At 70.2% G+C, this 12,420-nt stretch carries 10 protein-coding genes; 7 read left to right on the top strand and 3 right to left on the bottom strand.

All coding sequences use genetic code 11. The annotated features are described in order from the left end of the window. Window positions 1-44: 44 nt before the first annotated feature. Both ACZ5U5_RS13165 and ACZ5U5_RS13170 read right to left on the bottom strand, forming a co-directional pair. Window positions 45-1,358, bottom strand: a complete 1,314-nt coding sequence (locus tag ACZ5U5_RS13165) for a methyltransferase domain-containing protein (RefSeq protein ID WP_469020168.1) — start codon at window positions 1,356-1,358, stop codon at window positions 45-47. Window positions 1,359-1,465: 107 nt separating this feature from the next. Then, the gene (locus ACZ5U5_RS13170) at window positions 1,466-2,782 is read right to left on the bottom strand and encodes a prenyltransferase/squalene oxidase repeat-containing protein (protein ID WP_469020169.1); all 1,317 of its coding nucleotides are present in this window, start codon (window positions 2,780-2,782) and stop codon (window positions 1,466-1,468) included. Between the two features lie 476 nt (window positions 2,783-3,258). Here ACZ5U5_RS13170 and ACZ5U5_RS13175 point away from each other — a divergent pair, with 476 nt between their 5' ends. Both ACZ5U5_RS13175 and ACZ5U5_RS13180 read left to right on the top strand, forming a co-directional pair. Continuing rightward, window positions 3,259-3,504 (top strand): hypothetical protein, encoded by a 246-nt coding sequence (locus ACZ5U5_RS13175; protein ID WP_469020170.1) that lies wholly within the window; start codon window positions 3,259-3,261, stop codon window positions 3,502-3,504. 94 nt (window positions 3,505-3,598) lie between these two features. Further along, window positions 3,599-3,820 (top strand): hypothetical protein, encoded by a 222-nt coding sequence (locus ACZ5U5_RS13180; protein WP_469020173.1) that lies wholly within the window; start codon window positions 3,599-3,601, stop codon window positions 3,818-3,820. A gap of 5 nt (window positions 3,821-3,825) precedes the next feature. Here ACZ5U5_RS13180 and ACZ5U5_RS13185 read toward each other — a convergent pair whose 3' ends face one another. Further along, a complete protein-coding gene (locus ACZ5U5_RS13185; RefSeq protein ID WP_469020174.1) occupies window positions 3,826-4,284 on the bottom strand; it encodes an RrF2 family transcriptional regulator in 459 nt (152 codons plus the stop codon). Window positions 4,285-4,754: 470 nt separating this feature from the next. On the opposite strand from ACZ5U5_RS13185, the gene ACZ5U5_RS13190 reads away from it, so the two are divergent. The 5 genes from ACZ5U5_RS13190 (at window position 4,755) to ACZ5U5_RS13210 (ending at window position 12,402) form a co-directional block, all read left to right on the top strand. Further along, window positions 4,755-5,729 carry a TauD/TfdA dioxygenase family protein gene (locus ACZ5U5_RS13190; RefSeq protein ID WP_469020175.1) on the top strand — a complete coding sequence of 325 codons (975 nt, stop codon included), beginning with the start codon at window positions 4,755-4,757 and terminating at the stop codon, window positions 5,727-5,729. 406 nt (window positions 5,730-6,135) lie between these two features. Beyond that, a complete protein-coding gene (locus ACZ5U5_RS13195) occupies window positions 6,136-6,363 on the top strand; it encodes a type A2 lantipeptide (RefSeq protein ID WP_249585724.1) in 228 nt (75 codons plus the stop codon). A 93-nt stretch (window positions 6,364-6,456) separates the two neighbouring features. Further along, the gene (locus tag ACZ5U5_RS13200; protein ID WP_469020178.1) at window positions 6,457-7,263 is read left to right on the top strand and encodes a biotin/lipoyl-containing protein; all 807 of its coding nucleotides are present in this window, start codon (window positions 6,457-6,459) and stop codon (window positions 7,261-7,263) included. Further along, window positions 7,260-9,542: an NHLP family bacteriocin export ABC transporter peptidase/permease/ATPase subunit gene (locus ACZ5U5_RS13205; RefSeq protein WP_469020179.1), complete on the top strand. Its 2,283-nt coding sequence runs from the start codon at window positions 7,260-7,262 to the stop codon at window positions 9,540-9,542. The genes ACZ5U5_RS13200 and ACZ5U5_RS13205 overlap by 4 nt, the downstream gene beginning before the upstream one ends. 1 nt (window position 9,543) lies before the next feature. Further along, the gene (locus tag ACZ5U5_RS13210) at window positions 9,544-12,402 is read left to right on the top strand and encodes an NHLP bacteriocin export ABC transporter permease/ATPase subunit (protein ID WP_469020180.1); all 2,859 of its coding nucleotides are present in this window, start codon (window positions 9,544-9,546) and stop codon (window positions 12,400-12,402) included. Window positions 12,403-12,420 lie beyond the last annotated feature (18 nt).

Below are 12,420 nucleotides of genomic sequence, written 5' to 3' on the forward strand. Positions count from 1 at the left end.
GCCGCAGCCGCGCTCGGCGGAGGTGTCCGTACTCCTGGGGCCGTTCACGTCGTGCGGCGGAGTCGGAGTTTCCTCCACTGCTGGAGTTCGGCAGAAGAGTCCCGCTCCTCCGTGGCCCAACTGCGCTCCACCTCGAAGCCGGCCTTGTGGGCGAGCGGCACCAGGTCCTCGTGCCGGTAATAGAAGAAGTGCCGGCAGAAGGGGTTCTCGCCGCCCATCGGCAGTGCGGCGTGCCCGTCGCCCTCCTTCACTGAGACGTGCAGGGAGCCCCGGCTGCCTAACACGCGGTGGAATTCGACCAGTGCGCGAAACAGTTCGGCGGGCGGCAGGTGGAGCAGCACGGCTGAGCACCACACCGCCCCTACCGCCCCGGCCGCCAGCGGTACGGCGCGCACATCCCCGGCGACCCGGCGGACTTGGGCGTCATCCGGGATCACCGACAGCAGCGGCAGGCAGGCGTCCAGGGCGATCACCCGGCGGCCGGTGCGAGCGAAGCAGAGTGCGTCCCGGCCGGCGCCGGCCCCGGCGTCCAGGACCGTTCCGCCAGTGTCGGCGGCCAGGTCGGCGATCTCGCCGGGCAGGGCGGAGTCCGTCCCGTACTCCTGGGTGCCGGCCGCGTAACTGCGGGCGGCGGCCCCGTACGCCAGCAATGTCTCGCGCAGCCAGCGCTCGGTCTCGTCTGGGTCGTCCGCGGCCCCCCGGAGGTGGTTGGCGGTCTCCTGGCAGTGGGTCAGGAACGGGAAGGCGGCCCAGTCCCAGAGGTCAGGCTCGTCGAGGGTCCCCGCCCAGACGCGGCGTGCGTACTGGGAGGGGAGGGTCGGATCGGACAACAGGTACCCCTCGTCGCGTTTCCAGGTGCAGAAGTAGTAGTTCCGATTGCGGTGCGCCGTGTCTACCAGGTCCGAGAGACCTGTGGTCCGGCGACTTCCAGGAGCGACGAACAGCATGGCGTGGGACTCATCCGAAAGCGGGAAGACGTGAAGGTGGGCGTGGATGATGCAGGAGCCACCGGAGGGGTAATCCGGATTGTGTTCTGTGGGGTGACCGGCCGTCTCACCCCCGGAGGAGCCGTGTTCGACCAGTACGACCGGGCTGCCGAGCTCCCGGCCCACCCGGTCTGCGTACAGCCAGGCCAGGTCGAAGGCCTCAGCCAGCTCGGCCGGCGCCAGCTCGCCCAGACTGGCCGTGTGCCGCCGCGGCACCACCAGTAGATAGCCCGGGCGCAGGGACCCTAGACCGGAGAACACGTCGATGGCGGCGGTGCGGGTGATCAGCCGGGAGAAGCCGGTGTCGGGGGCACCGAGCGGGTACGGAGTGCCTGTGGCGAAGGCGCCGACCAGCCGGACCTCCTCGCACATCTCGCACTGCTCCGGCGGAGCCGCGAAGACGGTGGCCGGGGGCGCGTAAGCAGACGACCGGCGGGGTGGCCGGCGGCGGGACGGCAAGCCCGTCCACTCAGGCACGCTCACGGGTTCCCCCGGGGCCGGGCCGGCCGCCTGCGGTGGCCCCAGGCGTACTGGAACACCATTAACAGGATCGGCAGGATGAGCGCGGTCAGGAAGTCCTTCTTGGAAAAGTGACCAGTCGCCAGAAGGGCGAGCGGGATACCGGTGGTCAGCAGAGCCACCGCCCAGAGCGCCAGTGTGAGCCACTTGCTGCGCAACCAGTCGAAGAAGGCGTTGCGGATCAGCAGCTGGCGGGTCAGGTCCTGGGGCTGGTCCTCGCTCTGGATGATGGCGCAGCCCGGGTAGAGCAGGTCCGCCCGGCTGCGAGGCGTGGAGAGCACCGCACCCCGGATCGCGGACAGCGCCGCCACAAATGGCCACACCGCCCACACCGAGGGTCGCATCGGGCTACGGGGCAACTCCCAACAACCATTCTCGAGTTGGGTATCGAGAATGCCGGTGACCAAATTGAAAACCTTGGGCTGGAGGGGGTTGACAACGCCCGTGGCGCAGATCGCGGAGAGCGCGAGCGGGCCGGCGAAGTGCGGCAGGGAGTTCTGGAAGACCGAGGGTGTTCCGGCATCGTCGAAGGGGACGTCGTACTCTTCGACCGTGGTGCTGCGCTCAACGTGCACCCCCGGCTCGACCCGCTCCAGCAGCCACTCGGCCGTCTGCCGCATGGTGTTGGTGCTCAAGGCGCCGGGAATCCGGGACAGCGCCATCAGGGCGATGCTGGTGTGGACCACGGTCGGTTCTGTCCCGGGCAGCGGCCCCCAGCCAGGCGCCTGCGGGTTCTGTACGTCAATCAGCCAGCGCTGGGCGTTGGTGAGGGCTTCGCTTTCCGCCCCGGCCTCGTGCAGGGCGAGCATGTTGAGAGCGGTGAGGAAGACCCGGGAGGGCTGGCCGCGGTAGGAGCCCCAGCCGAAGTCGACGTTCTGCTGGGCCCGGAGCCATTCGATGCCCAGCCTCAAGGTTTCTCCGGAGCCCAGCGTGGTGCCGGGCCGACTGAGCGCCCGCAGCACCCAGGCGGTGGACTCGACTATTGGGAAACCGTTGGTCGTGCGTACCGACCAGCCGCCCTGCCTGCCGTCTGGCGAGAGGCGCTGCTCACCGGTGAGGTACGAGACCACCTCAGCGGAGCGCTCGAAACGCAGCCCCGCCAGGCTGAAGGTGAACAGGCCGACGGCGGAGGCGGTAGTGCCTGGCTGTGGATCGTCGAGGTAGTGGTACCAGCCAGCCGCGTCTGGGCCGGTGCGGAAGGCCTGGCGCAGGCACCCGACGGCACGGTCGATGGACTCGGTCACGGCGGTACCGGACAGCTTGGCAGCGGAACGCACGCCTGCCTCCCCCTGATTAGGTGCGGCTTCCCGATCCTGTGTCAGGGCGCGCCCCCAGCGACGTGACGCGACCGGAACGGTAGCCCCAGTGTGCCCGCCCCTGCCTCCCCTGGCACTGCTTTCGCCTCGATCCTCGGCGGTCCACGAAATGGGCCGCTTGACGGCGACCTGGCGCATCAGGACCCCGATCTGCCGGTACCGGACGCTGGTAACGGTGATGGTCGGTATCCCGCCCCCTTGCGGGGGTGTAGCTCCCGATCACCCTGCGGGTCGGACTCGCTCAGCTCGGCAGCTTGCTCCCGTTCTGCAACGTGGCCGTGCCGTCTCGGAGTCTCCCGCCGCTGCTAGTTCGGAGAACCCGACGCCCTGGCCGTCGGCACGAAGCTGCGCTGGAGCGCCCCGAAGCTAATGGCGTGGCCAACGAGCGGGTGCAGTGCGCAAACGTCCGCGTCTTGCACGTCCGGGCGCTCGCGCCCGTGAAGACTGGCCCCACGGCCACGGCCACGGCCACGGCGACCGCCGCCACGGCCGCGCCCGCTTTGCCCGCCATTCCGGTGGAGCGCAGGCCGCCGCCGGACGGTATCGGCGCGCGATTGAGGCGCACTGCCAGGCCGCGCCGCCGCCAGGCCGCCGCGACCGAGGCCGCCGCGCTGTACCGGGGCCGAACCGAGGAGGCGGGGCGCACCGTGGCTGCGCCGCGCCGCTTGGAGCAGACAGCGTGACGCTCCGGCTGCAAGCCGCTACCGCAGACTCGCCAAATGAGATGACGTCTAAATTCGGTTACGGAGGTGCGGCCGTCACGCCTAACATCCGGCCATGCCAAGACCCTCAGGATTCACTTATGAGCAACGCCCCGACGCCAGCGTGACGATCACCCATCACGGGCGCGACGCCGGTACGCTGCGCGGCGCGCGCGCCGAGAAGTTCCTCGCCGAGGTCGAGTCGGGCGACGCCCAACTGGTGATGGCCCGCTGGACGGGCGCGTACAAGCACGGCAACGAACGCACGGCACGCAACCACCCGCGCAATCGCCGCTAGGGCCGCTAGGGGTTTGTCCAAGCCGCGGGATCCGCGGCGAGTTCCGTGACCGGGGTGGGCAGTTCGGCGGTGGCGACGTCGGCCAGGGAGACGCCCTCGAGGATCTGGCGGACGTTCGCCCGCAGGGCGATCCACAGCGGCAGCAGCGATTCCGCGGGCCCGCTGTAGGCCAGCTCCGGAGGGCGTACCCCGCGCACCGACACCAAGGGGCCTTCCACGACGCGGATGACGTCCGCGATGCTGATGCGGTGGGCGGGCCGGGCCAGGCGGTAGCCGCCGTTGCCGCCGCGCTGGCTGAGGACGAGACCGCCGCGCCGCATGTCGTTGAGGATGCCCTCGAGGAACTTGTGCGGGATCTCCTGGGCGTCCGCGATTGCCTCGGCCTTCAGCGGCCCGTCGTCCTGGCACGCGGCGAGTTGCAGCGCGGCACGTACCGCGTAGTCCGCCCTGGCTGAGATCCGCATGGCCGCATTATGCTGCACCGCCCTGAACGGTACGAATCACCTCCGGCCCGGGGGCGTCGTCGCCGCGAGCTCGCCTCCGCGATGTCGGGCGCGTTGCAAGGTCGTGAAACGGGCGGGGGAGACCTTGCCGTGCTTCCGGAGGGCGGCCATGCTCCAGGACATGACCGCGATGACCTTTCTCGTCCCGCGGCTCCACGTAGACCTGGGCCGCCTCGCCTCCGCGGCGTGTCGTCTGCGCGTGGCCTGACCGCCGCCTCCGTTCTCTGCGGCTGCGGCTGTCCGCTGTGGCTGCCGGCCCGCTTCAGCGCCGCAGGGCGAACCTTCTGGCCCTCTTCGCTCGCATCCGCACGGCACCCACACGCATCCGCACGCCTCAACTCCGCCATGCGTGGCGTCATGTGACCTGCGCGCTGACTCCGTACTGATTCCGAGGGCTTCCACCGCCCGCCCCACCGAAGGGATTTCGACCCATGACCTCCGCACCCGCAGTGGAGACCACCCTCAGCCCGGCTGAGCCCCTCACCGTCCAGAAAGTGGGCGGCCGCATCGGCGCGGTGATATCCGGGGTCCGCATCGGCGGTGACCTGGACGAGGCGACCGTGGCCGCCGTGCGCGCCGCGCTCCTCGAGCACAAGGTCGTCTTCTTCCGCGACCAGCAGCATCTCGACCCCGAGAGCCACGAAGCCTTCGCCCGGCTGCTCGGCACTCCCGTAGCCCACCCCACCGTGCCGTCCGTGGACGGCCGTTACGCCCTCGGCATCGACAACGAACGCGGCGGCCGCGCCAACCAGTGGCACACCGACGTCACGTTCGTGCCCGCCTACCCGGCCTTCTCCATCCTCCGCGCCGAGGTCATCCCGCCGTACGGCGGCAACACCCTGTGGTCCAACACCGCCGCCGCATACCGGGACCTGCCCGAGCCGTTGCGAACCCTCGCCGACAGCGTGCGGGGCGTGCACACCAACGACTACGACTACGCGGCCACCCGCCCCGAAGCCTCCTCCGCGGCACTCGATCAGCACCGCAAGGTGTTCACCGCCGTCAAGTTCCAGACCGAGCACCCGGTGGTCCGCGTCCACCCCGAGACAGGTGAACACACCCTGATCCTGGGCAACTTCCTGCAGAAGCTCAGCGGCTTCCGGGCCGCCGACTCCCGCGCCCTGATCGGCGTACTCCAGTCCCACGTGGAGCGGCCGGAGAACACGGTCCGCTGGCAGTGGCGCGCGGGCGACGTGGCCATCTGGGACAACCGCGCGACGCAGCACTACGGCGTCGACGACTCCGACGACCACGAGCGCACCCTGCGCCGGGTGACCATCGACGGCGACGTCCCGATCGGTGTCGACGGCCGCCGCTCGGTGCTGCTCGCCCCGGAGTCGGTGCCCGAGCCCGGCCACGGAATCGCCTCCGGCGCGTCGACGGACGGGGCGGTCGCGGAGGTCTGATCCGGCGGACGCCGTGTCCCCTTCGGCCACGATTCGCCGCGCCTTCAATAAACCTGCACATCGAATGCGCAGCCCAGTCACGCCATTCGGCGAATACTCCACGCGCGGCCCTTGTGTATTGACCACAGAACTTTCGCTTTGGTGTGAGAGTGTCCGCTTTGGTGGAGGGAGTCCTTCCGCTCAGGGGATTCCCGTCTGTGAATGTTGTGAAGGAGCTGCTCCTGCGCAGTGAACATGCCTGCACGCAGCGGTGATTCGACGCCACAAGGGCTGCCGACCGTCGCCACATCGATTGGATGTACGACCTGCGAACGTGCTTTGATCCTGGCCACCGCGGAATTCGCACATCAGGTTCCGCAGTGTTGGAAACACCTTTGCACCATTCATGAGAAGGGCAGCTCACACCATGAACTACACCCCCCAGGTCGAGACCCTCGAGATTTCCGACGCCGACCTCGACAACGTCTCCGGTGGCCTCGTCGCCGGTGTCGCGGGCAACGTCACCAGCACCGTTGACTCCATCGCCCCGGTCTCGGGCGTCGTCGGCGGCGTCGTCGGCACCGTCGAGGGTGTCACCGGTCTGAACACCGGCGCCGTCACGGGCCTGGCCTCCGGCCTGACCGCTGGTCTCTGAGCCTCAGCTCACTGAGACGCCATGATTCGTGAGCCCCGGAACCATTGGTTCCGGGGCTCACGGACGCCACAGGCAAAGTAAGGGAAGCGTTCCGTGCAGTTCCGCCAACAGGCCCTGTCCAAGCTGCAGTCGCCCGAGGAACTCGACCTGCCGGTCCGCTACGCCCGACCCCAGGGCCTGCTCGTGCTCGCCGTCACCGTCGTCGTCATGGCCGCCGCGAGCATCTGGGCCGTGACCGGCTCGATCTCCTCCACGCTCCGCGCACCCGGCATCCTCACCCACGGCCAGGGCAGTTACGTCCTGCAGAGCCCCGTCACCGGACAGGTGACGCGCGTCCTCGCCGAAGAGGGAAAGCGGGTCGCCGCGGGCGCTCCCGTGCTCAAGGTCCGTACGGACCAAGGAGACAAGGTCGTACGTTCCATCGCCGCGGGTCGCGTGACCACCCTGGTCGCCAGGATCGGCACCGTCGTCACCACCGGCGCCGACGTCGCGACCGTCGAGCGGGTCTCGGGCACCGACGACCCCCTCCTCGCCATGCTCTACGTACCGGCGGACAGCGCGGCGACCGTCCCCGTCGGCGCCTCGGTGGACCTCACCGTCCAGTCCGTCCCCACGGAGGAGTACGGCAAGCTGCGTGGCCGCGTGAAGGCGATCGGCCGAGCGGCGCAGAGCGAACAGAAGGTCAGCGGGTTCCTCGGGGACAAGGAGCTGGCCGGGCAGTTCACCAAGGACGGGCCGCCCGTGGCGGTCCTCGTGAGCCTTGAGAACTCCTCCGCCACCAGGTCGGGCTACCAGTGGTCGTCCGCCGACGGCCCGCCCTTCACCCTCGACTCCATGACCCTGACCAGCGGCGCCTTCCACCTCGCCGAGCAGCGCCCGATCGATTGGCTGCTTCCGTGACCGCACCGCACCCCTCCCCGGCGCACCAGCAGCAACTGCCGCCCCCCGGCGGCCGCCGCAGGCACCGTCCCGAATCCCAGCGCAGCCGCCGTCGCGCCGCTCCCCGCCCAGCGTCGAAGGGCAAACGGCAGAAGACCGTCCGTACGCCCACCGTCCTGCAGATGGAGGCCGTGGAGTGCGGCGCCGCCGCCCTCGCCATGGTCCTCGCCCACTACGGACGCCACGTCCCGCTGGAGGAGCTGCGCATCGCGTGCGGCGTGTCCCGCGACGGCTCGCGGGCCAGCAACCTCCTGAAGGCGGCGCGCAGTTACGGCCTGACGGCCAAGGGCATGCAGATGGAACCGGCCGCGCTCGCCGAGGTCAAGGCGCCCGCGATCCTCTTCTGGGAGTTCAACCACTACGTCGTCTACGACGGCGTGGGCCGGCGCTTCGGACGGCGCGGCGTGCACATCAACGACCCGGACAAGGGCCGCCGCTTCGTCCCCTCGGAAGACTTCGACACCAGCTTCACCGGCGTCGTCCTGGTCCTGGAGCCGGGCGAGAACTTCCGCCCGGGAGGCCGCAGGCCCGGCATCATGCGAGCGATGCCCGCCCGGCTGCGCGGCACCACCGGCACCATGCTCGCCGCGCTCTTCGCCAGCCTGCTGCTCGTCGCGGTCGGCGCGGCACTGCCCGCGCTCAGCCGGACGTACATCGACCTGTTCCTGATCGGCCATCAGACGTCCCTCCTGGGCGCCCTGTTCGCGTCGATGGGCGCGATGGTGGCACTCACCGTCGTCCTCACCTGGCTGCAACAGGCGAACCTGCTGCGCGGCCGCATCATCTCCTCCACGCTGAGCAGCGCCCGCTTCCTGCGCCACCTGCTGCGCCTGCCCGTCACGTTCTACGCCCAGCGCAGCCCCGCCGACCTCGTCCAACGGCTCGCGTCCAACGACGCGGTCGCCGAGACCCTGGCCCGCGACCTGACGGCCGCGGGCGTCGACGGCATCGTGGTCCTCCTCTACGCGGCCCTGCTGTGGACGTACGACCCCCAGCTCACGCTCGTCGGTGTCGGCATCGCCCTGCTGAACATCGTCGCGATGCGCATCGTCATCCGGCTGCGGGCCACCGGTACCCAGAAGCTGCGCGCCGACAGCGCCAAACTCACCAACACCTCGTACACCGGCCTTCAATTGATCGAGACCATGAAGGCCACCGGAGGCGAGAACGGCTACTTCCGGCGGTGGGCGGGCCAGCACGCCACCACCCTGGAGCAGCAGCAGCGCCTCGGCGTGCCCAGTGCCTGGCTCGGCGTCGTCGCGCCGACCCTCGCCACGCTCAACAGCGCGCTGATCCTGTGGATCGGCGGCCTGCGCGCGGTCGAGGGGCATCTGTCGATCGGTCTGCTCGTCGCGTTCCAGGCTCTTGTCACCCGCTTCACCGCGCCGATCACCCGCCTCAACGGCGTCGCGGGCCGCATTCAGGACTTCGGCGCCGACGTCGCCCGTCTGAAGGACGTCGAGAACTTCCCCGTCGACACCCTCTACTCCCGCCCCGAACCGGAGGCGAGCACCCGCCGCCTCAAGGGCCACGTCACCCTCGAAGACATCACCTTCGGTTACAGCCCCCTCGACAAGCCGCTCCTGACGGGCTTCTCCCTCGCGGTCGGGCCCGGCCAGCAGGTCGCCCTCGTCGGCGGCTCCGGCAGCGGCAAGTCGACCGTCTCCCGGTTGATCTCGGGGCTCTACAGCCCCTGGGAGGGCACGATCCGCATCGACGGGCAGCGCCTCGATGACATCCCGCGCGGGGCGCTCGCCGCCTCCGTCTCCTTCGTCGACCAGGACGTCTTCCTCTTCGAGGGCAGCATCCGCGACAACGTGGCGCTGTGGGACCCCTCCATCCCGGACGACGCCGTCGTGGCCGCCCTCAAGGACGCCTGCCTGTTCGACATCGTGGCGCGCAGGCCCGGCGGCATCCACGGCCGCGTCGAGCAGGACGGCCGCAACTTCTCCGGCGGGCAGCGCCAGCGCCTGGAGATCGCGCGGGCCCTGGTCCGCCGCCCCAGCATCCTCGTGCTCGACGAGGTGACCAGCGCCCTGGACGCCGAGACCGAACAGGTCATCATCGACAACCTGCGCCGCCGCGGCTGCGCCTGCGTCGTCATCGCCCACCGCCTGAGCACCGTGCGCGACAGCGACGAGATCGTCGTCCTCGACCACGGCACGGTCGTGGAACGCGGACGCCACGAACACCTCGTCGCCGCCGGCGGACCCTACGCCGACCTGGTCAAGGAGCACTGAGGTGACCTCGGTACCGGAGCAGTACACCTCCTACAGCGGCGATGCGGTCGCCGCCGCCTTCGGCACGCTCGGCACCCCCGCCGACTGCACGGGCCTGCGCAGCGTCCACCTCGAAGGCCCACAGGTCCTGTGGCTCGTCGTGGCCGGCGCGCTCGACCTGTTCGCCGTCGACGCCGTGCAGCAGGGCCACTGGCACTTCCTCGGCCGCCTCGAACCCGGCACCCTGCTCCTCGGTCCGGTCGAAGGCCCCCAGCACACCCTCGTCGGGCGCCCGCTGCAGGGCTGCGAGCTGCGCCGCATCCCACTGCGCGAGCTGTACCGCCCCGACTACGGCGACACCTGGGCCTACGAACAGCAGTATCCCAGCCAGTACGACACCCAGGACGCGTCCCTCAGCCTCCTTGAGCACGCCTTCGCGCTCGGCATCGGACGCAGCCACCGCGTCCTGTTCGAGGCCCCGCTCGACGGCCGCACCATGGCCGACGACGTGGTGACCGACGACGACATCCTCTGGATGCCGGTCGCGCCCGGCAGCGTGCAGTACGGCTCCGCCTACAGCTCGGAGGCCGCGGGCGATCTGCTCGTCGACGCCTCCATGTGGCAGCGCATGGTCAACCAGCAGTACCGGCTGCTCTCGACCCTCGACCGCTGGATCGAACGCCTTGAGCGGGCCCACGAGGACCGCACGGCCGCCGGCATCAAGGCGGGCGAGACCGTCCGCGAGCAGGCCGACCGGACTCTGATCGCCTCCATCGGCCGCTCCGGCAGGGGCGGCGTGCGCCGCACCGAATCGCGGGGCGGCGACGACGCGACGTACGCGGCCTGCCGTCTGGTCGCCGAGGCGGCGGGCATCACGCTGTCCGGCGCCGCTCAGGGCGGCGCGGTCAGCGACCGGATCGACCCGGTCGAACAGGTCGCCGTGGCCTCGCGCATCCGCACCCGCGCCGTACGCCTGGACGGGCGCTGGTGGCGCGAGAACGCGGGCCCCCTCGTGGGACACCGCGCGGCGAGCGGGGCGCCGGTAGCGCTGCTGTGGCGGCGCGGCGGTTACGAGTCCGTGCACCCCACGTCCGGTCGGCGCACGCGCATCGACAAGACCAACGCGGAGGAGTTCGAACCGCAGGGCGTGATGTTCTACCGCCCGTTGCCGGAGCGGGCGTTGACGCCGTGGCGGCTCTTCCGCTTCAGCCTGCGGGGCACCGGCGGCGACGTACGCAATCTGGCGATCGCCGGTCTGGTGACGGTCGCGATCGGGGCGCTCGTGCCGATCGCGACGGGACAGGTGCTCGGCGTGTTCGTCCCGAACGGCGAGAAGAGCCTCATCGTCCAGGTGTCCCTGGCGGTGATGATCACGAGCATCGTCTCCGCGGCGTTCATGTTGCTCCAGAACCTCACCATCCTGCGGATGGAGGGCCGGATGGAGAGCACACTGCAACCAGCGGTCTGGGACCGTCTGTTGAACCTCCCCACCCGATTCTTCGCCTCCCGGTCCACCGGCGAACTGGCGAGCGCGGCGATGGGCGTCAGCGCGATCCGCCGGGTCCTGTCGGGCATCGGTCCCGTCGCGCTGCAGGCGGGCACGATCGGCGCGATGAACCTGGTCCTGCTGCTGCTCTACAGCGTCCCGCTGGCCCTGGCCGCCCTGGGGATGCTGGTGGTGATCGCCGCCGTGTTCCTGGCCCTCGGCCTGTGGGAACTGCGCTGGCAGCGCCGCCTGGTCGAGCTCTCCAACAAGCTCAACAACCAGGCGTTCCAGACACTGCGCGGCCTGCCCAAACTCCGCGTCGCCGGAGCGGAGAGCTTCGCGTACGCGGCGTGGGCGGGGGAGTTCGCACGCAGCCGGGAGCTGCAACAGCGCGCGGGCCGCATCAAGAACGTCACGACGGTCCTCAACTCGGTCTACCTCCCGCTCTGCACTCTCATCATGTTCATCCTCCTCGCGGGCCCGGCCCGCGGCAGCCTCACGGCGGGGGAGTTCCTCACCTTCAGCACGGCGGTGACGATGCTCCTGACGTCGGTCACGCAGCTGACCGGCGCGCTGATCTCGGCGGCGTCGGTCCTCCCGATGTTCGAGCAGATCAAACCGGTGCTGGAAGAAACGCCCGAGGTGCGGGGCGCGAGCACGCAGCCGGGCGAGCTGCAGGGCGAGATCGAGGCCCGTGCCCTGTCCTTCCGCTACGCGGACGACGGCCCCCTGGTCCTGGACGACGTGTCCCTGTCCATCAGGCCGGGCGAGTTCGTCGCCGTTGTCGGCCCCAGCGGCTGCGGCAAGTCGACACTGCTCCGCCTCCTTATCGGCTTCGACAAGCCGGTGTCCGGCAGCGTCCTGTACGACGGCCAGGACCTGTCGGCCCTGGATCAGGCGGCCGTACGCCGACAGTGCGGCGTCGTCCTGCAGAACGCGCAGCCGCTCACCGGATCGATCCTGGACTGCATCTGCGGCGCCGAGACGTTCACGCAGGAGGAGGCGTGGGAGGCCGCGGCGATGGCGGGCCTCGCCGAGGACATCAAACGCATGCCGATGGGCCTGCACACGATGATCTCCGGCGGCGGAGCGGTCTCCGGCGGCCAGCGCCAGCGCCTGATGATCGCCCAGGCCCTGATCCGCCGCCCCCGCGTCCTGTTCTTCGACGAGGCGACCAGCGCCCTGGACAACGAGACGCAGCGCACGGTCATCGACAGCACCCGCGCCCTGAACGCCACCCGCGTCGTCATCGCCCACCGCCTCTCCACGGTCATGGACGCGGACCGCGTCATCGTCATGTCGGAGGGACGAGTGGTCCAACAGGGCCCGCCCGCACAGTTGCTGGCGGACACGGGCGGTCGGCTGCACGAGCTGGTGCGGCGGCAGATGCAGTGAGGTGCGCGGGCACGGTCA

Source organism: Streptomyces sp. NPDC033177, from assembly GCF_055577715.1.